General features: G+C 69.8%; 18 protein-coding genes. 4 read left to right on the forward strand and 14 right to left on the reverse strand.

The window, feature by feature from the left end:
- Nucleotides 1-911 precede the first annotated feature (911 nt).
- The 3 genes from ACERZO_RS29055 to mobF all read left to right on the forward strand — a co-directional run bounded on the left by ACERZO_RS29055 (nt 912) and on the right by mobF (nt 7,937).
- Entirely contained in the window at nt 912-2,114 is a 1,203-nt protein-coding gene (locus ACERZO_RS29055; protein WP_372667962.1) for a hypothetical protein, read from the forward strand.
- 65 nt (nt 2,115-2,179) lie between these two features.
- Nucleotides 2,180-2,476 carry a hypothetical protein gene (locus ACERZO_RS29060; RefSeq protein WP_372667963.1) on the forward strand — a complete coding sequence of 99 codons (297 nt, stop codon included), beginning with the start codon at nt 2,180-2,182 and terminating at the stop codon, nt 2,474-2,476.
- A gap of 346 nt (nt 2,477-2,822) precedes the next feature.
- Nucleotides 2,823-7,937 carry a MobF family relaxase gene (gene mobF, locus ACERZO_RS29065; protein WP_372667964.1) on the forward strand — a complete coding sequence of 1,705 codons (5,115 nt, stop codon included), beginning with the start codon at nt 2,823-2,825 and terminating at the stop codon, nt 7,935-7,937.
- Nucleotides 7,938-8,061: 124 nt separating this feature from the next.
- Here the strand turns inward: mobF and ACERZO_RS29070 are convergent, their stop codons facing one another.
- The 12 genes from ACERZO_RS29070 to ACERZO_RS29125 all read right to left on the reverse strand — a co-directional run bounded on the left by ACERZO_RS29070 (nt 8,062) and on the right by ACERZO_RS29125 (nt 20,110).
- Nucleotides 8,062-8,496 carry a histone-like nucleoid-structuring protein Lsr2 gene (locus ACERZO_RS29070; protein WP_372667965.1) on the reverse strand — a complete coding sequence of 145 codons (435 nt, stop codon included), beginning with the start codon at nt 8,494-8,496 and terminating at the stop codon, nt 8,062-8,064.
- 76 nt (nt 8,497-8,572) lie between these two features.
- Nucleotides 8,573-9,346, reverse strand: a complete 774-nt coding sequence (locus ACERZO_RS29075; RefSeq protein ID WP_444843237.1) for a deazapurine DNA modification protein DpdA family protein — start codon at nt 9,344-9,346, stop codon at nt 8,573-8,575.
- Nucleotides 9,343-9,885: a VUT family protein gene (locus ACERZO_RS29080; RefSeq protein ID WP_372667967.1), complete on the reverse strand. Its 543-nt coding sequence runs from the start codon at nt 9,883-9,885 to the stop codon at nt 9,343-9,345. Before ACERZO_RS29080 ends, ACERZO_RS29075 begins: the two co-directional genes overlap by 4 nt.
- Nucleotides 9,882-10,508 carry a hypothetical protein gene (locus ACERZO_RS29085; protein WP_372667968.1) on the reverse strand — a complete coding sequence of 209 codons (627 nt, stop codon included), beginning with the start codon at nt 10,506-10,508 and terminating at the stop codon, nt 9,882-9,884. Before ACERZO_RS29085 ends, ACERZO_RS29080 begins: the two co-directional genes overlap by 4 nt.
- A complete protein-coding gene (locus ACERZO_RS29090) occupies nt 10,505-12,361 on the reverse strand; it encodes a type IV secretory system conjugative DNA transfer family protein (RefSeq protein WP_372667969.1) in 1,857 nt (618 codons plus the stop codon). The genes ACERZO_RS29085 and ACERZO_RS29090 overlap by 4 nt, the downstream gene beginning before the upstream one ends.
- 42 nt (nt 12,362-12,403) lie before the next feature.
- Entirely contained in the window at nt 12,404-13,525 is a 1,122-nt protein-coding gene (locus ACERZO_RS29095) for a C40 family peptidase (RefSeq protein ID WP_372667970.1), read from the reverse strand.
- The gene (locus ACERZO_RS29100) at nt 13,522-15,063 is read right to left on the reverse strand and encodes an ATP-binding protein (RefSeq protein WP_372667971.1); all 1,542 of its coding nucleotides are present in this window, start codon (nt 15,061-15,063) and stop codon (nt 13,522-13,524) included. Before ACERZO_RS29100 ends, ACERZO_RS29095 begins: the two co-directional genes overlap by 4 nt.
- The gene (locus ACERZO_RS29105) at nt 15,060-16,565 is read right to left on the reverse strand and encodes an SCO6880 family protein (RefSeq protein ID WP_372667972.1); all 1,506 of its coding nucleotides are present in this window, start codon (nt 16,563-16,565) and stop codon (nt 15,060-15,062) included. Before ACERZO_RS29105 ends, ACERZO_RS29100 begins: the two co-directional genes overlap by 4 nt.
- On the reverse strand, nt 16,562-17,992 hold the full coding sequence (locus ACERZO_RS29110; RefSeq protein WP_372667973.1) for a hypothetical protein: 1,431 nt from the start codon (nt 17,990-17,992) through the stop codon (nt 16,562-16,564). Before ACERZO_RS29110 ends, ACERZO_RS29105 begins: the two co-directional genes overlap by 4 nt.
- On the reverse strand, nt 17,989-18,804 hold the full coding sequence (locus ACERZO_RS29115) for a hypothetical protein (RefSeq protein WP_372667974.1): 816 nt from the start codon (nt 18,802-18,804) through the stop codon (nt 17,989-17,991). The genes ACERZO_RS29110 and ACERZO_RS29115 overlap by 4 nt, the downstream gene beginning before the upstream one ends.
- Before the next feature lie 3 nt (nt 18,805-18,807).
- Complete coding sequence (locus ACERZO_RS29120) at nt 18,808-19,110, reverse strand: hypothetical protein (protein WP_372667975.1); 303 nt, start codon at nt 19,108-19,110, stop codon at nt 18,808-18,810.
- Between the two features lie 79 nt (nt 19,111-19,189).
- Nucleotides 19,190-20,110: a hypothetical protein gene (locus tag ACERZO_RS29125; protein WP_372667976.1), complete on the reverse strand. Its 921-nt coding sequence runs from the start codon at nt 20,108-20,110 to the stop codon at nt 19,190-19,192.
- 301 nt (nt 20,111-20,411) lie between these two features.
- Here ACERZO_RS29125 and ACERZO_RS29130 point away from each other — a divergent pair, with 301 nt between their 5' ends.
- Complete coding sequence (locus ACERZO_RS29130; protein ID WP_372667977.1) at nt 20,412-21,005, forward strand: hypothetical protein; 594 nt, start codon at nt 20,412-20,414, stop codon at nt 21,003-21,005.
- A gap of 10 nt (nt 21,006-21,015) precedes the next feature.
- On the opposite strand, the gene ACERZO_RS29135 is transcribed toward ACERZO_RS29130, so the two are convergent.
- Complete coding sequence (locus ACERZO_RS29135) at nt 21,016-22,239, reverse strand: hypothetical protein (RefSeq protein ID WP_372667978.1); 1,224 nt, start codon at nt 22,237-22,239, stop codon at nt 21,016-21,018.
- Entirely contained in the window at nt 22,232-22,708 is a 477-nt protein-coding gene (locus tag ACERZO_RS29140; protein ID WP_372667979.1) for a hypothetical protein, read from the reverse strand. The genes ACERZO_RS29135 and ACERZO_RS29140 overlap by 8 nt, the downstream gene beginning before the upstream one ends.
- Between the last annotated feature and the right edge of the window lie 137 nt (nt 22,709-22,845).

Raw genomic sequence — 22,845 nt, forward strand, 5'->3', positions numbered from 1 at the left:
GACGACCGACGCTTCCGCCCCGGGGTTCTTGTTTGACGTTCAACCATGACGCACCTCCCGCGCGGGGAGGGCAGCAGTAGTAGCCGCCAGCTTACTAGCCTGCACAGCGCCACCGTGCCGCAGCAGCGCGACGCCCACGCCGCCAACGAGAGGACCGGTCGCATTTGCCGTAGCAACAGCGATGGCCTGCAGACGAGGAGAAGGGCGCGGTACCGCCGCAGCAGCCCCGAAGGGCCACGCCACCGAAGTGGCAAGCCGCAAAACTCGCGGCGGCCCGCTGACGCTCCGCGACAGGGCACTCACACGCCCACGGAGCGCTGTCAGCAGCATACCCGCAGACGCCGAGCCCAACCGTGCCCCTGCAGGACGAGCCGTCTCGGCTGGTCAGGCGTCTATTCCTAGACCACGCCTGCGCTGGGGAGCCTTCCCGTGCTTCGTCGCGTCCACGGGTGGTGGGTGGCCCCGAAATTGTATCGGTCGTCCCCCCAAATGCAAGGGCACCCCAAATTATTTTTGACCGAAAAGCGTGGCCAAAAATAATTTGAGGCCCCACCCTTGCATTCGGGGCCCCTACTCCCTAGGTCAGGCGTTAAGGCCAGGCCGGGGGCCTGCCCTCGTTGCTTCGGGGCCACCCACCACCCGCTCAGCACGTGGGCACCCTCACCGCCCTTGACCAGCAGCCCAGGCGGCCGCACGGCGACCACCTGCGGGCCACCTACGCCGCCCAGAGGGCACCGGAAAGCAAATAAGCTTCAGTAGATCCACAAGGCGTCAGAATTGACCGAAATGCATCGCAGAAAAGTCCATTCCAAGTAGAATGAACAGCAGCAATCGGGTACTATCGAAAGCACAGGGCGATCGGGACCGCAAACCCGAAAGCCCAGCAAATTAACTCACGAAAGTTGGATCTCATGGTTTCGACCATTCACCCCAAGCACCGTCAGAGCATCGAACGCGTCGTTCAGGCATTGCAGGCGCAGCCGCCGCGCATCCGTCCCGCGCTGCAGGAACTCAAGCGGGTGTTCACCCGCAGCGGCGCGAACCCGCCCGCGATCCTCGCCGCGTGCGCGACGCTGCTCAACACCGACGCCGCGCTCAGTGGTGACGTTCTCGCCGCCGTGCGCACCGCCCACGCCGAGTGGGACAGCTACGGCGACGCAGAGCGCGAGCTGTTCAACCAGTGTGTCTGGTCCAGCGAGACCCGCCGGGACGTGGCGGTAACCGAGGTCAACGACGTGACGGTGATGCTGCGCGAGACCCCACCGCGCGTCGCCGACGCGCTCAACGGCTTGCGGTGGCTCAACGCCCAGACCCAGTACGCGCACCAGCACGTGTTCACCGTGTGCGGGACGCTGCTGAAGAATCCCAGCGCCGACCACCCCGCCATCGTCGAGGCCATCCAGACTGCGCACCAGTTGTGGCCGAGCCTGGCCGAAGACCTGCGCACCCTGGTGATGACGTGCGTGTACGCGAGCAAGGCCCGCGCCGCCCACGCGCGCGCCCGCACCGCCGCCCGGCAGCAGGCCAACGAAGCCGAGTCCGGCGACATCCACCGGTGCGGCAACTGTGACGGCAACCTCGCCGGGCTCCCCGAAATGCGCTACTGCTCAAGTACGTGCGCCACGGACGCCGAGAGCGCCGAGCGCCCGACCACCGGCGAGCACACCACGACCGTGCCCGCCCACCGGATCGCCGCCCCGCACGAGCCGATCGAGCAGCGCGCCGCACGCCGCTACGTCGACAGCGCGGCCGAGCCCGGCTATGACGAGCAGTGGCGCGAAATCGAGCAGGCGATCCCGTCCGCCGGGCTCGTGCGCAAGAACGAAAGCGGCGTCGACGCCTACGAAGGCGAACGCGAGCGCCACCGCGACACCCACGACAGCCGCGAAGCCGTGACCGACCTGACCGGCCGCACGGTCACCGCAGACGACTACGACCGCCTTGCCCTGCGCAGCATCGACCCGGACGCGCTGTGCGTGGCGTGCAACCTCGAACGCACCCCCAGCGAGCAGCGCACCCCGAGCACCGACGACCGGTGCGAGATGTGCCGAGACCGGAACACGCCGCCGCTGGTCACGTTCGCGCCGTCGCGCGAACTCGCCGCCGTCGCCTGACCACTCACTCGCCAGCGGGGGCACCCGGACCGGGTGCCCCCGCCCCAGAGCCAGGAGCCGCCACCGTGCGCACCTTCGATGATCTTCTCGCCGACATCGACAGCGAGATAGCCGCCGACACCATCCCAACCGACGCGCCCGCACCGGTCGCCGCGTACCTGCGGGCACTACTCGACCGCCACACCCAGTGGACCGCCAGACACGACGGCACCGTCACCGAGGTCATTCCCGCCGACGCGATCCGACGCGAGCTGTCCCGCCTCACCACCGCCACCCAACCCAGCACCGGGCGCGAGGAACGCAACGGCCGTGCCTGCCACATCGGATGCAGGCACATCGATTGCGACGACCGCCCGTTCTAGCCCCACCCGAACGCAAAGCGGCCCGCCGATCTCCGAATCGGCGGGCCGCTTTGCTGTGTCGGCACAGCCCCGGGACCGCGCAGGCGCCGGCAGACGGCGCCAGGAGCGCCTTAGTGCAGGCGCCGGCGCTCGACCGCAATTTCGGTCACCACCACCACACCCCACCAACCGCACCCCGCCCACCACCACACCCCAGCCCACACCCACCCCGCCACCCACTCACCCCGCCGACCACACCACCGCCCCCACCTCACCCAACCCACCCCCACCACCGCACACAGCACGTCTTGCAGACGTTCTGAACCAGGTGGGCGGCTCCGCCTTTTCGGCGTAGTCTGGTGTGGACATGATGGGCTTGCGGAAGCTGAGCCCTGGTGGTCATGAGTACCTCACGAACACGGTGGCGTGCGCCGATCGCAGCCGTGAGCTCGCACCCGGCGAGCTGTTAAGTGACTACTACCTCTCCCGTGGTTACCCGGCAGGCCAATGGTTCGGCGCCGGAGCAGAGCACTTAGGACTCTCCGGCGCAGTCACCCCTGCCCAGATGAACGCCCTCTTCGGCGAAGGCCGCCACCCGAACGCCGACGCCATCGAAGCCGAGAAGATCGCCGACGGCGCCACCGCCGCCGAAGCCCTGAACGCCACCCGGCTCGGCCGGCGGTTCCCCCAATACTCCGCACTCGATCACCTGCGCAGCCAAGTCTCCCAGGCGTACAAAGACCACAACCGCCTCAACGGGCACCCGGTCGGCGCGCCCATCTCCGCGGCCACACGGGCCGAGATTCGCCGCGGCGTGCAGCTGCAGGCCTACCACAAAGCCCACAAGAACAACGATCCCGTCAGCGACAAAGAGCTGAACAAGTGGCTGGCCGAGCAGAAACGCAACCTCAAGTCCGCGGTCTCCGGATACGAGGCCGTGTTCAGCTACGACAAAAGCCTCTCCATCGTGTGGGCGATGTCGTCGCCGGCCCAGCAGAAACGCATCGTCGACCTGGCCCGCCAAGCAGCCCTCGACACTGTGACCTACATCGAACGCAACATCGCCTACACCCGCCGCGGGAACATGGGTGAGGCCCAAGTCGATGTCAACGGGATCACCGCGGCGATGTTCGAGCACTGGGATTCCCGTGCCGCCGACCCGCACCTGCACTTCCACGTGCTGATCTCCTCGAAGGTGCAACGCAGCGACGACGGCGAGTGGACCGCGCTCGACGGCCGCACCATGTTCGCCGCGACCGTCACCGCGTCGGAGTACTTCGACAACCGGCTGCGCGACCTGTTCCGCGAACAGGGCGCCTCCTGGGTGCAGCGCGGCGCCGAGGGCGTGGACATGAAGCGCCCGGTCTGGCAGCTCGAAGGTGTCCCGCTGGAGCTGGTGAAGCTATTCTCCCAGCGCCACCGCCAATTCGAGGCAGCTCGCGCGAAACGCATCGTCGAATTCCGCTCCAAGTACGGCAAGGAGCCGACGCCGAAGGACATCTTCGCCATCGACCGCGCCGCCCAGTACGACAACCGACCCGGCAAACAGCCGCCCAAGACGTTGCCGGAACATCTCAAGGCCTGGCGCGAGCACGCGCTGACCATCGTGCCCGCCAAGATTCTGGACACCCTCGCCCACCGCGTGTTCCTCAGCGGACGCACGGAGCCCGACGCGTTCGACATCGCGAAGCTCGCTCAGGCGACACGGGATGTGGTGTCGGACAACTACAGCCACTTCTCCTGGTGGAATCTCGCCGCTGAAGCTCACCGCCAGACTGCGCACCTGAAGGTGCCGGTCGACAAGCGCGAGAAGCTCGTCGACGACGTTGTCGACACCATCCTCGCCCAGCCCGACACCCTCGCCCTCGTCGGCCCGACCGCGGTCAACGAGCCGGCCTCGTTGCGTCGCCGAGACGGCGAGTCGGTGTTCGTCGAGCACCACTCGACCCGCTACACCACGACCGCGACCCTCGCCGCCGAAGGCGACCTGGTCGCCTTGGCACGCCGCGGCGGCGGACACCGCCTGCGCGCCGACACCGTCGAGAAGGCCCTGACCGGTCAGGGACTGAACGCCGGGCAGACGGAGATGGTGCGCCAATTCGCCCGCTCCGGACGCCGGCTACAGCTCGCCTTGGCCCCGGCCGGGGCCGGGAAGACCTCGGCGATGAAGGTCCTGGCGACCGCGTGGCGACGCACCGGACACCGCGTCTACGCCTTCGGCCCCTCCGCCCGCGCGGCCCAGGAACTCGGCGCATCGATCGGGGCAAAGCCGCACACACTGCACCAGCTGACCACCGCCCTGTGGTTCCGGTTCGCCCGCCGCGCGTTCCCCATGGAAGCCGGGGACCTGGTGATCGTCGACGAGGCAGCGATGGCCGGCACCCACACCCTGCACAAGGTCGTCAAATACGCGCTCAACAACGGCGCCGACGTCCGGCTGATCGGCGACGACGCGCAGCTGGCCGCCGTCGAAGCCGGAGGCGCGATCCGGCTGATCGCCCACGACGTCGGCGCGGTCCGCTTCACCGAAATTGTGCGGTTCCGCGGCGAAGACCGCAAAGACCAAGCCGCAGCGTCGCTGCAGATCCGCGCCTGGAACCCCAAGGGACTCGAGTACTACTTCGACCGCCGGCGAGTCTCCGACGGATCGCTGGAGACGATGCGTGACGCCGCGCGCTCACGGTGGCAGGCCGATCTTGACGCCGGCGTGCAATCGCTGTTGATCGTGCCGACCAACGAGGACACCGTCGCGCTGAACATCGACGCCCGCGAACGGCGCCTCCAACAAGGTGCAGTCGACCGCGGCCGGGAGGTCGAGCTGCACGACGCCACCACAGCCAGCGTCGGGGACTGGGTCGTCACCCGGCACAACCAGCGCCTGCTGTCGCTGTTCGGCGGGAAGGATTTCGTCAAGAACGGCGACGTCTGGACCGTCACCGACGTGCACGCCAGCGGCAAGATCACCGTGCAACACAAGGTGCACAAGGCCGCGATCACGTTGCCGGCCGGGTACGTCCAGGCCCACGTCGAGCTCGCCTACGCCGCCACCATCAACCGCGTGCAGGGCATGACCAGCACCGGCAACGCCCACCTGCTCGTGCCGCCGACGATGACCCGCGAGCAGTTCTACCCCGGCATCACCCGCGCCATGCTGCGCAACTTCATCTACGTCGTCACCCACCACCACGTCATCGACCAGCACCGCGAAACCCCCGAGCCGGTGTCGGCGTGGTCGGTGCTGACCGGGGTGCTGAACCACTCGGGTGCCGAAGTGTCGGCGACCGAGACGCTGCGGGAAGCTCAGGACGCGGCGGTGTCGATGGGCACGCTGGTGCTGCGCTACAACTACACCGCAACCTACCGCGACGAGGACCGCTACCGCGCCATCCTCGCCCGCCACGCCCCCTCCACGCTGGACCTCGACAGCGAACCGGCACTCATCCAGACGCTGCGCAACGCCCACGACCTCGGCTGGGAACCCGACCCCCTCGTCGCCGCCGTCATGCGCTGGCGCCAGTCCCTGAACGAGGCCGACAACCCCGGCGCGGCCCTGCAGGCCCGGATCACCACCCACCTCGCCCGCCGCCAGCCACCCTCGGCGACCGCACCGCCGCAGCCGGCCGACGTGACGCGCTGGCGGGGCGTCGTCGACGCGATCGCCCCGCACGTCGCCGTCGAAGACCCCGACTGGGAGAAGATCTGGGTCCGCGCGGCCGGCGCGCTGGCGCTCGGGTTCGACGTCGACGCCGCGCTGACCGTGGTCGCCCACCAACTCGCCGCGCGTCCAGCGGTGCCGGATCCGATGCCGGATGACCGCTACGCCGACGCCGCGCTCGCCGCCGAGCTGGAGCGCCGACGTGACCGCGGTGAGGCCCACGTGCGTGCTGTTCCCTGGCTGGCCCGTCCTGACTTCGCCCACGTGCGTCACCATCCCGGGCACGCCCAGTACCTGCACGAGATGAACCTCGCGATCGCCGACCGCGTCGAGCACCTGCGCGCAGCGGTGATCCGCGAGCAACCGGAATGGGTCTCGGGGCTCGGGCCGCGGCCGGACAACCCGATCGCGGCCGAGGAGTGGGACGACCTGGTCGGCCTAGTCGCCGCGTACCGCGAGACCTTCCGGATCAGGAGTGAGGCGCCGCTGGGCGACAAGCCTGACAGCCGCGGGGCGCGGGCAGACGCTTGGCGCACCCTCACCGAGCGCTGGGAGTCCTACGGCCAGGAGCACGAGCCAGCCTCAGCCACACCCGCGCAGCCTCGCCCTGCGGCTCGACAGACTGAGTTGGACGAGGTGTTCGCCGAGTTCGATCACGTCGAGGAACGCGTCGTCCTCGAGCCCCTGAACGTGCTCATCCGCCGCTACGAGCTGCTGGCCCGTGACGGCGACGAGGACCGCTACCTCGACGTCCTGGCCCGCTACGTCCCCGACGCGGTCAACGCCGGTGCCGAACCGGCCGCGCTGGCAGCGCTGGCTCGCGCCCAGGACCGCGGGTGGCAGGCCGAACGCATCGTCCGCGACCTGGTCGACGACCGCGGGTTCAGCTGGGCCGAGGACCCGGCCGCAGTCCTCGCCAAGCGGATCAACGACCACGTCCGGACCCACGATGCGCCCGCCCGGATCGCCCCCGCCACCGACGAGCAGATCGCCCGCTGGCAGCAGATCGTCGCCGCGCACCTGCCCGACGCCGCGGTCAGCGAGGAAAAATGGGGCATCGTGTGGCGCCACGCCGCCGGCGGCGCCACCCGCGGACTCGACCCCGACACCGCGCTCACCGACGCCGCCCGCCAAGTCGCCGCGACCACGACCGGCGCCGACCACGCAGATCCCCGCAAGACCGGCGTGGCACTGGTCAGCGCGCTCGTGCGCCAGCACGACGCCGGCGCCGGGCACCACTCCGCCCTGCCGTGGCAGGCCCAACCCGACCTCGCACACGCGGCGAGCCATCACGGTGCCCTGGAGCGGCTGGCAACCATGAACGCGGAGATCACCGCGCGAACCGACCAGCTGCGGGAAGCCGCTATGCGGGAGCAACCGCCGTGGCTCGCACGCTTCTGTGCCCGCCCCGACGACGCCGCGCTCGCGCGGCAATGGGACCAGGTCGTCGGGCTCGCTGCGGCGTACCGTGAAACCTACGGCATCACCAGCACCGATGCCGCCTCCCCGATCGGCAACCAACCGCCCGGCAACGACCTTCGCGCCGACGCCTGGCGGGACATCACCCGGCGATGGAGGCACCTGATGACCACACCTGACCGCGAAGACGCCGCATCGGACGTCATGCTGACCCGCGAGTCACTGAGCGACGCCGCCGACGACTACGCCGCACGGTTCTTCGCCGGCCTCGCCGCCGAAAAAGCACAGGAAGAAGAAGCCGAGGCAGACGCCGCCGCAGACGCACGGCGCACTGAACTGGAAGAAGAGCTCGTCGACGGCCACGAGGCCGGCTACGGCGAAAGCTCTCACCGCGGACTCACCTACTGAACCCGGCGGCAGACGACGTCCGGCGAAGACAGTCACGAATCGTGCATATGGCCGTCGCCGCCGGACGTCGCCGTCCTGCCTTCATGCCCAGGCGCGCTATGTCAGCGTCGTCACCTGGCCGTCATTACTTCTTCGTGGCGGCGACCTTCTTGCGCGGCGCTCGCTTGCGCGCAGCAGGGGCGGGTTGGTCGACGACGATGGGCTGGCCGTCGTTCGCCTCGAACGCCTCGATGATCTCGCTGGAAAGACGGCCACGCTCGGACACGGTGTAGCCGTTGTTGTTGGCCCACTCCCGGATCTGGCGTGACCGTTCCCGGTCCGCGGCAGCGGTGCCGGGCTTCTTCGCCTGCGCCGACTCACCTGCCGCCAATCGCACCTTACGGCCGCCGATCCGTCGCCCCGCGGCGACATAGCGGGCGAGTTCATCGCGTAGCGCGGCAGCATTGTCGTCGGACAGGTCGATCTCGTAGCTCACCCCGTCCAGGCTGAACGGGACCGTCTGGTTGGCCACGCCACCGTCGATGTCGTCGACCATCTCCACGAGAACTTTCTGCGCCATAACGGCAAAACCTCCAGTGACTCCGGCTGCCAATGAGATGTGCCGGACGGTGTCACTATAACTCACCACAGTCGGGCTACGCCGCGGTTGTCATATCGTTTCCGGATGTTCCGATCGACTGGAGGATCTTCCGTCGCCAGCGAAGGGCGAACTTCACGCAGTTGTTGCATCGACGGTGGCCGTGGCATTCCGTCAACGGCGGCTCCCACCGCGCAGCGAACGACCAGGCGAGCGAGTCGGAGCTGAAGATGCTGTCCGCATACCGGGCCAGGCCCAAAGTTTTCGCGCCGAAGGCATGCAGTCGATAGCCGCGCTGGGCGAGTGAACGCACGACACCCTCGACTTCTGAGGTGTGCTGACGCCGGCAAATACTTCCGACTCCCACCAGAGCAGCGGCGGCGAGGTCGACTCCGCGTTGCTCGTAGCGGTCGGCGCAGCGGTGATAGTCCTCGATGGACTGACCTTGCAAGACCGGGATGAACGGCAGTTCAGCGTCGAGGGATCGCAGCTCCAGGTAGTTGCTGATCGTCAGTTCCTGGTGCTGTGCGACATCGAGCCCTGTGCGCGCGAGGATCGCATCCTCGCACATGTGGTCCTGCGGGGCAGCCCAGAGCAGGCGACCGATCTCGTCGCGGTAGCGGCGAATCCGCGCCGCATACTCCCGCGGGCTGGGACCGCACGCCCACGTTCCACACCGGGAAAGCTGACTGAACCCGCCGGAGTCACACGCCCAGTCACACGAGGCAACCGGCAAACTCTTGTACCGGCGCAGCGTTCGGTCGGACACGAACAACGGCATATCGAGCAGCCCCAGCCAATGCGGCCGATGCGTCCCAAGCAGAAACCTCATGACCGGCGACGGACCAGAGCGGTCACAATCGTTCCGACGACGACGCCATACGTCTTACCCAACAGGTGACCTGGTGTCAGCGCGAGAGAGGCAAAGGCGATCGCCGGGAACAGCAACGAGTCGACGGCGACACCCACGATCCCGCTGCAGAGCACCGCAACGACAACACCCCGCCGCCAGACGATGGCGGAGTACACGGCCGCGTCGAGCACTTCGCTGACCGCGAAGGACACCGCCGACGCCGTCGCGACGGCCGGGCCGGCAACCACAAAGGACAGCGCCGTGCCGACAGCGACAGCCGCCAAGGAGACCCGTAGCCCGGCGAGGCGTTGCACCCAGTCCCGGACCACGAGCACCGGACCCGCCACATACACCGCGGCCGCAGCGTGCAAGCCGAACCCGACGCCGACAGCGCCGACGTGCTCGGCCAGCCAGTTCGCGCCGACGACGCACCCGACATAGAGCGCGACTACCGAAACACGCACGAACCCGGTGCCCGTTTCGCGCCTGCGCGACCGGCGACGCGAACCGATGGTCATGGCCCGCTGGGCGTGATCTGCCGGTGTTCCAGAGTGAACCGGTCGGGACGAGCCGGTGCGCCGGCGGACTTGTGGCCGTCGGATCGGCAGCGTTGATGAACCCACTCGGTGGCCATCCGCTCGGCGAAGCCGGGCCGCCAATGGTCGTGCCAGTACTGCGCATCACGCGCGGTGGCCTTCTTGCCCAGGTGGGCTTCGCGCCAGGTGTAAGTGAGGCTGGCCAATTCGGCGACCAGGCCGGGATGCTCCAGCCAGCAGTCGGGAATGGCGACCGCGCGAGTCCCGGGATTGCCGACGTAAGTCTCGTTGTAGTACTGCACAAAGTGCGCGATCGTGAACAGCGAAGTTTCCCCGCGGTGCTCCGTGTCTTCGGCCGCATCCGGCGGCAGGAACATCAGCCACCGCGCCAGCCGCGGATCGCTCTCCGGCTCCTCGGTAAGCTCCGCGAGCTTCTTCGCCACCCGCTCGATCTCCCGGCCCAAGACCTCGGCCACGGTCTCCAGCCCGGCGACCACCTCGTCGAGCTCGTCCAGCGACCGCGGCTCGAGTTCCTCTTCACCGTCTGTTCGCCGCTCGTCGCCGCCGACGTCGTCCGGGCGTGCGGCGATGTCGTCGTCGTTCATCGCAGATCACCGCCACCGGGCAGGAGCAGCGGGTAGCCGTCGGGAGTGATCGCGGCCCGACCGGAGCGAATCGCGGCGACGTCGGCCTGCAGCTGGGGCCAGTCCGGGCGTTGTTCGACGTCAACGGTGCGGCCGAGGATCGGGCGCAGATTGCCGTGCAGGATCAGCACCCGCCCGCGGTCGAGGGTGCGGATGTCCCCAGCGCGCAGCGTCGGGACGGTCTCCTCCCCGCTGGCGCCGCGCCCGACGCTGAACAGCCCGTCGCTGTGGTGCTGATGAGTGCGGCGGCGGTGCTGCCCAGACAACGTGGACAGCCACTCCAGCGTCTTGTCGTCCTTCAGCCCCGGGAACGCGGTCAGGGTGAGGGTGTTGTCGATCAGCTGCAGCCGGCCCGGTTCGCCGTAGAGCTCGTCCAGCTGGGAGCGCGATTGCGCGGACCAGTGGATCAGCACGCCGCGGCCAGCAGAGTCGGCGATGATCGCCGGCAGCCGCGGCACCGGCGTGCCGGCGAACAGCTCGTCCAGGATTGCCGTGGTCGGAGGTTCCAGCCGTCGGCGTTCGTGGCGTAGTGCGGTGTCCTGGGCGGTGGTGAGGATCTGCTCGACCAGGGCGGTGAGGACCGGCCGGGCCTGCGGGGCCTGGTGTTCCCCGGCGATGATGAACAGGCTGCCGCGGCGGCGCAGGAACTCGTCGATGTCCAGTTCCTCGGCCTGGCTCGGGGTGGCGAAGTAGCGGATCGCCGGGTTCATGAACGGCTCGATCGCGCGCCGCACGCTCATCCAGACCGCGTCGGAGGTCTCGGCGACCATCCCGATCTCCGACTCCAGGTTCTGCGCCAGCTGCGGATACTGCCGCTCCAACAGCTCAACGGGCTCGCGGTCGGCGGGTTTGGCGATCGACCACCGCACCAGGTGATCGACGGTGCGGTGATGGATGGCGGCGGCGAGCAGGTAGGCCTGCATGACGATGGTGGCCCGGCCGCGGAACACCGCGTCATTGCCGCCGACGTTCTCCAGCCCGAGCGAGGACACTTCGATCAGCGTCTCCGCCCGCCGCAGCGCGACCGCGGGGTCGGCGCAGCCAGTAACCGGCGACCAGCGGGCGTGCGCGGGCCAGAACAGGGTGCCGGTGGCGTCGATCACCAGCACCGGCCCGGCGTCGGGGCGGCGGGTGCGGGCCAGTAGGCACCATTCGGCGAGGTCGTTCTTCGTCGTCGACGCGACCAGCGCGCCCGGGGCGCCGAGGACCTTGTGCACCAGGTCGGTGCGGCTCTTGCCCGAGCGGGTCGGTGCGATCGTCCCGGTCGGGGTCTCCAGTGAGGTGACCAGCTGTTGGAGGCGGGGGCCGCGGTGCAGGGGGACCGCGATCTGCTCGAGGGGCGCGGTGCGGCGTTGCTCGTCGGTGAGGTCACCGCGGGTCCACACCGCGGTCTTGCGTGCGGCTGTGACCGACAGGGTCTTGGCCATCTCGCGGCGGGTGGCGTGGCCTGAATCGGTCGGTGCGACGCGTCTCCAGACCGGGATCGCGGCGCCCACGGTGAGCCCGGCGGTGAGCATGGTGATGGTGGTGAACCAGATGTAGAACGCCAGCTGGTGCTCGCTGACCGCGCCCGACCACGGGACCGGCAAGCGTGGCCCCGGGTCAGCGGCGTGAAAGGCGACCGTGAGGGCGAAGCCCGCCCATGCGGTGATCGGCGGCCACGTCCACGTGCCGGTGAAGAACCCGGCCACCAGAACGGCCGCGGCGACGACGATCGCGCCGAGCGCGCACAGGATCGCCAGGGCGGCGACTGCGAGACCCATCAGGGCGACGTCGCGGTCGAGGTTGAGAGTGTCGGTGCGTGTGCGCGGCATCGGCCGCTCCTCCCGGACAGCGGGAGAGCGGCACCACGGTGTTCATCGGAGTGGGCTCCCTCCCGGCGGCGGGGAGGGCAAATCTGGGTCGGCGATCCGGCGGATCGCGACGATCTTCGACGTCCAGGCGGAGAGGGGTTCGAGGATGACGCCGGTGTCGGTGTCGTAGGCGTCGACGATCAGGCCGTGCCCGGCGTACATCCCGACGTGCCGCGGCACCTGCGCGGTCCCGAGAGAACCGGGGATGAACAGCAGATCCCCCGGCTGTACCTGCTCCAGCGACGAGACGGCGTAGCCGGCGTGGACCTGGCTGATCGTCCCGGCCGGAATACCGATCCCGGCAGCAGCCCAGGAGGCAAGCATCAGCCCGGAGCAGTCGTAGGCGTCCGGGCCCTTCGCGCCCCACACGTACGGTTTGCCGAGCTGGCCCAGCGCGAAGCCGACCGCGGTCCGCTGGCGCACGTCGGTGGGCAGCGTGTACCCCGGTGGCAGCTTCCTCGGGTCGAGCCGGCCCGGGTCGCGGGGGACGTCGGACCCGCCCTGGTCCGGGCACAGCGTCTTCGCCTGCACGGCCTGCGTACCGCTGCGGGGTTGCGGGGTCGGGTTGTCCGGCCCGGTCCAGAACCGCTCCACGATCGCGGCGGCAGCAGGTTCGCGTGGCGCGTAACGGTCCGGGAAACCACTGTGCTGCACCGCTTGCTCCGCCTGCCCCGGTGCCATGGAGTCCCAGCCGGGCAGCGCGATGAGGGCGTCGAGGAACTTGGCGGTGGCGTAGACCGGGTTGAGGATCTGCGCGCGGGTGCCCCAGCCCTGGCTCGGGCGTTGCTGGAACACCCCGAGTGAATCGCGGTCGCCGTAGTCGAGGTTGCGCAGCCCGGACTCCACCATCCCGGTCGCGATCGCGAGGACCGCGGCGCGCCGCGGGAGCCGGCGTTGCTGGACGACCTCGACGATGGTGCGGGCGATGTCCATCTCCTCGGCGCCCAGCTGCTGGCGGTCGACCACGATGGAGCCGCCGCCCGGCCCGCCCTGCTCGCACCCGCTCAGCTGCACGATCGTCGCGGTCGCTGTGGGCCCGATCATCAAGGCCAGGACGAGGATCGGCAGGAAGACCAGCCCGCCCAGCGCGCTGGTGACACCCGCGAGCATCCCGTGGGGCTTCATGACGACGTCGCCGATCCGGCGTTGGGCGGTAGCGGGTTCGGCTTCGAAACGAGCTGGCTGTTGGTGTCGAAGATCTGCCGCTCGATCCGGCTGAGCACCGTCTGTACTTTCAGGCCGGTCCGATTCTCGATCTTCCACAGCGCCCGGCCCTGACGGTCGTTCGCCCACCCGGTTGTCGCCTCATGCTCTTTCTCCGACAGCGCCAGGACATCAGCCAGCTCGCTTGCCACGCGGGTCGACTGTCCAAGCAGGACTCGAATCGAGCACAGGGCGAGCAAATCGCGGGCGATGGCGACTTCCTGAGAGCCGGTGGCACCGACAGAGAGAAAGTCGCCGGGCTTGTGACTGACCAGCACCTGAATCTTGCGTTCCGCGCGCGACAGCCGCAACTCGCTGTCCACCGCCTGCACCGCACGCAGCCCCAGCCGCAGTTGCCGCCAGATCTCGTCCCGGACGACGATCCGCAGCTCCCCGTCCTCCTGCAGATCCGTCGCCAGCGACGACCACGACCCCAGGCACGTCAACGCGACGGCGATGGCCTGGTCGCCGCGGGTGCGTAAGCGCGAGAGGTCCAGGCTCTGGATCGGGGCGTCCCAGTCGACGGTGAAGTTCGTGGCCGCGTCGAACAGCCCGGCCAGCGGGCCGCTGATCAGGTTGGCCAGCGCGTCAGTGATCGACCGGAGGTGGTCGAGGAATTGGCGGCGGCCGGCGAAGCGCAGCTCCTGCCACAGCTGCTCGTCCGGATCGGCCAACGCCCGATGGACGTCGGGGATCGTGATCGGCGTGAGGCGGGTGTAGCCGTCGTGGACGCCGAGCAGCTGCCGCAAAACGGCCGAAAGGGCGGCTTCGTCGGTGACGGTGGGCCGGTAGCCCTGTGCTTCAGCCAGCGCGACCAGCAGCTGCACCCACCGGCCCAGCACCCCGTCCAGCTCGTCGCGTTGCCGCTCGGTCGACCAGGTGTCCCAGCGCGCGGCCAGGGGACCGAGGTCGAGGGCGTTGAGACGGGCGCTGCTGCCGCGACCGAGCATGATCGGCGTCACCCCGAGCGCGTGCAGCACCGGGGTGTATTCGCCTTTGACGTCGCCGGAGATCAGCGTGCGGACACCGGTGAGCATCATCCGCAGCAGAAACGCCACCACCGTTGAGCTCTTGCCTCGTCCGGGTTCGCCGAACAGCACCATATTCGGGTTCGTGCAGATCGCACGCAGGACGAACTCGACCGGATGCAGGTAGAACGCGCCGCCGGAGTGCACGTCGTAGCCCATCCGCGCCCCGACCGCAGGCAGCGGGCTCGCCGCCAGCAACGGGAACAACCCGCCGATCTCGTGCGTCCCGGCCTGATACACCTGCAGCGGCGCCGCCACCGGCGACCAGCCGTGTCCGGGCCGGGCGAACCCGCGCCGTGGCGCGGCCCGCTGATTGAGGCGAGCGCCGCGGCCGTCCGCGCCTCGGCGGCGTCCGGACGGGCGTGTGCTGACCGCGGGACCGAAGGTGGCGAGCAGTTCCGCGGCCGTCCGCTCGTCGCCACGGCGGCTCACGACCCACCGCCCCGCAGGCGGGGCAGCCCGACACCGACGGGCAGGACGGCGGCGACGAACCCGGCGTCCTGGGCCAGTTCCATCCGCAGCAACTGGAAGCGGCCGGCGATGTCGTTTTCCAGCTTGGCCGCGTGGTCCTCGACGTTCCACGTCTCCGGGAGCGTGACCGCGGCGGCGACGGCGAACCGGACGATGCCGTGCCCGGCCGCGACCGCGTGCTCCTGCGCCCGCGCCCCACCGGCTTCGCGGGCTTCGGCGGCGCCGGAGTTGAAGCCCTTCGAGGACTTCCAGTCCCGCATGACGCCGGTGCGGAACCGCAGCCGACGCACGGCCTTGCGAGACCGGTGCTGGGACAGGGTTTCGTAGTGGATGGCGAGGCTGCGGCGCTCGCCGGCGGTCTTGACCGCCAACAGCCCACCCAGGGACCCGAACACCGTCCCGGCCTCGGGCATCAGCACCGAGTAGGACACCGTCGCGAAACCGTCGTGGTAATACGCCCGCGGCGAGGGGGCCGGGGCGTGCACCGGTCCGGCGGTTGCCCAGCGGACACCGGCATAACCGGCCTGGTGGCGGCGCGCGGCGAGGACGGCGGCGCTGGCCGGGTTGAAGCCGGTGCGGATCGCCACCGCCAGCTCCGGACCGGAGAGCCACTTCACCGCGGTGGCGCCGAGGGACTTGAGTTTGTCCTCGAGCCCATCCAGCACCCGGTAGAGCACCGCTGCGCGGCCGGCGACCCCGCCGCCAGCGGCGGCGGCCGGGCGGCGGAGGGCGTCTTCGGTGCCGGAGAGGGTGACGAACACTTCGTGCCGGACCGACACCGCGCCGACCAGCTGGTCCAGCTCCTGCGACGCCTGGCGCGCGAGCGCCGGCGCCGTCGGGATGTCGTGCTCGGCGCGCCAGGCCTGGTAGTCGGCGCCGTCGTCGGGCACGGTGCGGACCAGCAAGGTCATCCGGTCGATGACTTCGCGGTGCCCGATCGACAGCAGCAGGTTCCCGAGCCGGTTGGCCAGCCGCTCGCACTGGGCGTCCGACAGCATCCCGACCCCGGCGTGGGTGAGCCGTGCGGTGGCGCCCCACCGTCCGTCGCCGGTGTCGTGGATCAGGCACACCCGGCCCAGGTCTCGCAGCGGCGGCCCGTCGGGGAACCGCAGCCGCGCCAGCACTCCGGGCAGATCGGGCTCGTCCAGGTCTGCGGCCTGTCCGGCGACGGCGCGGGACTGCCATCGTGACCAGCCCAGCGCGATGCCGGCGCGGTAGAGCAGCAGATGCGCCAGCCACCGCAGCGCCGGGCGACCGCGGACCGGCACCACGACCAGCGCCGCCGCTGCGCCGCAGAGACCACCTAGGGCCAACGCTTGGCCGAAACGTCCCGCCGCTAGCGCGAGGATCACCGGCACAGCCAGCCCGACACACACCAACGCCTGGACCGGAGTGAGACCGACGATCCAGCCTGCCCGCTCCCGACGGGATAGACCTTTGTAGATTCGGGTCGCGGCGCTCACAGCAGCACCGCGGCTTCCTCAGCCTCGCCCGCAGCAGCACCGCCGCCATCATCGGGCGGACCACCCGAGGGCTTCGGGGTCGGTGGTGTCGGCGGACCGGTGTCGCCCGGCGGTTCGACAGGTGGCGGCTGCCCGTCATCATCACCGTCCTCGACCGGGCCGGCCGCGCTCGCGCCGCCGCCGCCGTCCGCACCGCCGGCACCGTCCGCGCCCCCGGCACCATCTGCGCCGCCGGCGGCCGAGTCCGCCGCCTCCGTAGCCAGCCCGGTTCCCGGCTCGCCCACTCCGGAACTGGAGGAGCCGGCGTCGGTCGCCTCGTCACCGGATGAGCCGGCGGCATCTTTCCCGCCGGACGCGCGGTCGTCGTCGGGCGTCGCGACGGTCGCATCGTCGTCGGCGGCGGCCTGGTCGAAGCGGTCGACGTTCGCCTGCTCCTGGCTATCGCCGCCGTCCTCGTCGCTGTCTTCCTTGTCCCCGAACTCCTTGCCGACCTTTTTCCCGTATGCGCGGGCCATGCGCCCGGCGATGCTGTTGGCACCGTAGGAATCCAGGCCCGCGTCCGAGAGCTTGTCTCGGAACGCACCCTGCGGGTCGGCGTCGGAGTCGACGAACGCGAAGAGCTTGAACAGCACCAGCGGCACGCACAACGCGACGAACAGCACGCCGATGCCGGCCAGCAGCCCGGACAGGCCCTGCGCGCCGCCGAGGATCGCGACACCCAGCACCACCACGAATGCCAGGGCCGGTTTCATCACGATGGCGACCAGGCCCCAGCGGACGACCTTCCAGTACCACCGCGCGGTCACGTCCGCCACGAGCCCGGCCGCGGCGATGGGCACGGTGGCGACCAGGACGTAGATCGTGGCTTCGCGGAACACCGCCTCGACCGCGAACCCCAGCCCGGCGGGGATCACGCCGAACGCCCCGGCGAGACCGAGCACGACGTTCTTGACCTCGTCCGAGAGCGCGTCGGTGAAGCCGGTCATGTTCAACGCGTCGCGGAAGTTCCCCACCCGCAGGCCCGTCGACAGGATCGCTTCGGTCAGACCGTCGGCGGCGGCGAGGAACGCCGCGACCATGCTCACGGTGAGGGCGAGAGCGATCCCGTACTGGACGGGGCCGATGATCAGGCGGAGGAAGCCGCGGCCGCCGTGCAGGACAGCGGTGACGATCTGCCAGAAGAACAGGCCCAGCGCGATCGCCCCGGAGATCCACAGCGTCAGCGGCCACAGGATCGACACCGGCCCGTCCGTCGTGGACACCGTGAAGAGAGAGAACTGGTCGACCAACTCGAACGCGGTGCGCAGGATGAACAGGGCCGCGGCCCAGGTCGCCGCCATGAGCGGCTCGAGAACCCCGCCGGCGAGAGCCCCCACCGCACCGCCGGCCAGCTTGCCCAGTTCGTCCAGCAGGTCCAGCGGGTTCACCGGGTACCGTCCCGTATCAGGGGCCGGTACCCGGCCGCGACCGATTCGATGCTGCCCGGCCACGCGCACGCGGCGTAGGCGGCGCGAGCACCGGGGGCGATCCGCCAGGCGGTCCCGGTCCAGCGCAGGGCCTGGCAGTCGCCGATGCCCATGCGGGTGCTCTGGCCCTCGTAGTCGAAGCTCAGCTGCCCGAGCGTGCAAACGACCGCGAACCGGCCCTCCTCGGCGGTGCCCTTGATCAGCCCCTGCGTGACCTCGTAGGTCACCGTCAGGCCGGGCTTGAGTTCACCGGCGCGGAGGCCGGCTTCGTCACGGAAGGAGGTGAGCAGCGCGAGCAGGCCGTTGCCTTGCGGGGACGGCGCGTGCGGGAGCGCGGACTCGCCGTAGGCCCGCAGATAGGTCGCCGGGCCGCCGCCGCGCAACGCGGTCTCGTTGAAGTCCGTCAGCCAGCCGAGTGCGCCTTCCGGAGTGGCCGAGAAGCTGTCGGAGATCACGCGGTCCGCGATCGGCGCCGGCCGCGGGACGGTGATCGGCGGACCGGCCGTGGCGGTGGTGAGCTCGTGGGGCAGGGCTGCCTCGGGCGACAGGGTCAGCATGGGGCGGGTGGCCAGCGCGGTCGCCTCGTCGACCGGCGCCGTCGGTGTCGGCGAGGCCGCGACGCCGGGCGCAGTCGCAGCCGGCGGGGACGACGGTGGTGCGGTTGCCTGCCGGGCAACCAGCACCACGACGGCCGCGACGACGAGCAGGACGACGACGATGATCAAGCGGCGCGTTCGCGTGCGGGCGCGCGGCGATTCGGCGGTGGTGAACATGGCTCAGCCGCCCGCGAAGCTGTTGATCAGCGACCAGCCGATGCCGTAGAGGATCGCGCCGGCGACGGCGCAGAGCATCATGACGACGCCGACTTTCCCGGCACGATGGTGATCCACCCAGCGACCGCCGACCCAGACGATCAGCCCGACGAAGAACCCCAGGATGAGCGCGACGGCCGCACCCCACTTGACGTTGTTGAGCAGCCCCAAAATCTTGTCGCCGCCGACCGGGGGCTGAACCGGTGTCGGATTCGGGATCTGGCCGAGCCAGTCGATGACAATGTGCGCGGACATCGTGCCCTCCACATCGCACCGCCCGACGTCACGTCAGGCGGGTCAAGTGGGAGGGCGTTGAAGTTCTTCTCAGCTGAGCGACGGGAGGCGCTCAGCTGGTGTCGCGGTCGGCGACGGGACTGCCGTTGCCGCGGCCGATTCGCGGCCATCTCAGAGACAGGCGGCGTGTCCGCGGTGGCAGCACATGCCAGGAACGGAGCAGCTGCTCGGCGGGCGCGCGCAGCGATGACGGAGTCACCTCTTCGGTGACCCCGTGCTCGGCGACGTCGCGGTCATGGGGAAAGAACACCGTGTCGGGTAACAGGATGCTGGTGCGGCGCCCGGCGGTGCCAGCCACGCCTGTCGGCCACCGGCGCGCGCCCACGACAAGCAGTTGCGTGGGCGGAGTCACCGCAGCGGTCCGCACCCACGGCTCCAACCGGGCCAAGACCTGCTCGGCGTGCGCGAGCCCCGGCACGGTAGGCCGCACCACCAGCGCAGGGATCGGTGACGGACTGCCGACACGCAGCCACTGGCCCGGTCCAAGGACGGGATCAGTCGCCAGCCGCCACGGGTCGTGGCCGATGTCGACCACGGTGACGTCGACCTCGCGACCGCCGGGATGCCAGTACGGCGGGGCCGGGAAGAGCACCGGCTCCGCGGCGAGATCGGCCACGTCCAGCCGCGCCAAAATCGCGTGGGCGCGCCGGGAGAACCGGATACCTGTGGCGGAGCCGGGTCCATCCCGGCGTGGCCCGTCGGCCCGTGCGGCACGTCCGAGTCCGGATCGGACGGGATCGCCGGCGTCGACGAGCAGCACCGATCGGCCCGCCAGCTGGAGCGCGTCGGCGATCGCGACGGCGGCAACGGTGGCGCCGGCCCCGGGCGACGCGGCCAAGATCGGCAGCACGCGGCCGAACGGTGACCAGTCGACCAGCTCGACAGCGTCGCCCGTCGACGTGGTCTGGTGCGGCGTGGTGGTCGGCGAGTCCACGTTGGAGCGAACATCCGCAAGGTTCTCGGATGTGACCATGACGGGCCTCCCCTCAGCGGTGGTCGTGCGCCGGTGAAGGGTGCGGCGGTCACAGCGGGACCGTGCTCCAACCCCCTGATCGGGGTGGCGTGGGTTGCTTTCTCTCGACGTTCCGAAGATACTCGCAACAAGTGTTGTGCTTAACTTTGATAGTAGACGCAAGCTGCGATGTGTCAAATGTCTGCCAATGCGGGCTGCTACTCCACACATCAGTGCTTTCGCTAGACGTTGGGGGCGGACCGTGGCGCGAGCATCCGACGACGGAACGGGATCTGACGGGGACGTCCCGGTCTCGACGCCGTTGCCTGAGCTGCTTTCGCCGATCCCACGGCGCAAAGCAGCCGACCAGCAAGCACTCACTGTCGCGCTGCTAGACCTGGACACTTTCGCCGAGCGACTCGAGTATCTGTTCGACCACGCCTCGACTTACTACGCCCTGGGACGAGATCCTGTCGTCGATCCCGACGCGATCGACCGACTCACCGCCGAGGGCGATCCGGATTTCTCGACCCGCACGGCGCGGCTACCAATGGTCGCCCAGTGGGTGCGGGATCGAACCGGATTGCCGCTGACCGAGCAAGCACTGCGCTACTTCCGGACCGGCGAACGGCAGAACAGCCGACCTGCGATCACCCGTGCCTTAGCCGAGTTCTGGCGCATCCACCCGGACCTGCTCGACCCCACCATCCCGGCCACCGACTTCGCACCGCCCGATGACGAGATAGCTCGCAAAACCCATGATCTGGTGACCGAGCTCGGCTTCGTCGGGTTCAACGCACGTGACATCGCCAGCTTGATCGGCGATGTCCCCGACGCCAACCGCAAACATCTGCTGCAGGTGGTGGAAGAAATCGCGCGGGTGCGCCGTGCCGGGCGCGACGATCCCGCGTCCTGATCTCGTCGATCTACCGGCTCGCCGATTCCGCTTCCCGGAGCCTGCGATGCGTCGCGCTGATTCTCATGACCATGCGCTGGACTCGGCGGTGGGTCAATGCGTCGCCGACCTCGGCCAGCCACCGGATCCTCGCGGCGTCGTCGATGTGCAGGCGTTCGGTCTCCGGCCACCATGCCGGGGATTCGGCGTCGCCGCGGTCCCCGCCAGGCAGGTGTCCTGCGGACTGGTGGGACAGGTGCGCGACGATCGCGGCGAGCGCGATCTCGATGTCGACGGCTGTCGCCGTTCCCGGCGGGACATAGACGTAGAGGGCCAGGGTCTGCAGTTCGTCACGTATCGCGCGACGGATACGTTCGTCGACGAGCTGCTCGACGATCAGCAGGGCGTCTTCGATCTCGACCACCTTCTGGATGAGCGACAGTGGCGGCGGGCGGCGGTGGGCCAGCAGCACCCGCACCCGCTTCCACAGGCGTTCGATCGCGGCGTCTCGGCGCTGAGTGCGGCGCCGGGCGAGCCAGTCGAACAGCCGCCGGGTCGCCGCGGCGAACAGCGACCCGGCGACGAACAGCACCAGACCGGCACCGTCGGTGAAGACCCCGAAGTGCGTCCCGCGGGGCGGATGGTGTGGGTCGACCAGCAATCGGAGCGCGACACCGAGCCGCCAGGACAGCCCGACCAGCGACACCGCCACCCCCAACTGCGCCAGGGCAACCCCGCCCCTCACTCCGGCCACCTCGCCGCGCGCCACCACGGTCAGCCCCAGCAGGAGCATCGCCAGCCAGCCGACCAGGTAGCCCAGGTAGAGGGTGGAGTAGAGCTGGGAGGGCCAGGTCGGGTTCCGGGGCGAGGCGAAGAAGGACGTGTGCGCGCCGGCCAGCGTGTACAGGGTGACCATCGCCGTGGCGCACACCACGAAGATCGTGATCACTGCGGGCATGGGCAGGCGCAGCTCTCCGAGGGTGTGCAGGAACCCGGCGGTGAAGACCATCGCCAGCATCGCCAGCACGTTCTGCGCCACGACCGCGGTGTTGTGCAGGCCCGTCAGCTCGTCGACCCAGTCCAAGGTGACCGGCGCCCCGGCGGCCAGCGACAGCGCCATACCGGCGATGCCGGCGGTCAGGAAGTGCCGGCTGAGCGCGTACCCGCTACCCCGGTTGACCACCGCCTTGCGGACCGCCTCGACCACGCCCGCGGCCGCGGCGCCGAGCCAGAGCAGCGAGACCGCGTCAGACATCGGCGCACAGGTGCCGTCGCGACCCGAACGCCGCCCGCAGAGCCGTCCGGCCCGGCAGCCGATCGCGGTGGCGCGCTGCCCCCGCGTTCACGTGTTCGCGCAGCAGGCACGCGAACTGCTCGGCTTCGAGCTCCCACCGGTCGTCGGGGTGTGTGCGGCGGCCGCAGGCGTAGGTGCCGGGATGGCCGAGGATCCAGTGCCCGATCTCGTGGAAGGCGATGTGCGCGGCGTGCGCCGGGGCGGCTTTCGCGACGACCGTCAGCCAGCACTCCTCACGCGTGCGCGCCAGCAGGCCGCTGGCCCCGCCGCGCCGCAGAGGCATCCGGCCCAGGATCACGGGCATGCCCTGTTGCCGGCCCAGCGCGTCGAGGAAGGCCCGCAATTCGAATGGATGACGGATCGGCAGGGCGCTGATGATGTTTTCGCAGCGCCGGACGAACTCGTGATTCCTGTGGCCGGTAGTGCTCACTTTTGCCCCTGTGCGTTCGATATCCAGCCGGCCCCCGCCGGCACCCCTGTGTGATCCCCCGTCAAGCCGTGGTGACCTATATCGCGGCTGTTCAGGGCGTTGGAGCCATAGTGACGGACACGCTCCGCAACCAACGC

It is taken from the genome of Amycolatopsis kentuckyensis, from assembly GCF_041679295.1.
GTDB lineage: Bacteria > Actinomycetota > Actinomycetes > Mycobacteriales > Pseudonocardiaceae > Amycolatopsis > Amycolatopsis kentuckyensis_A.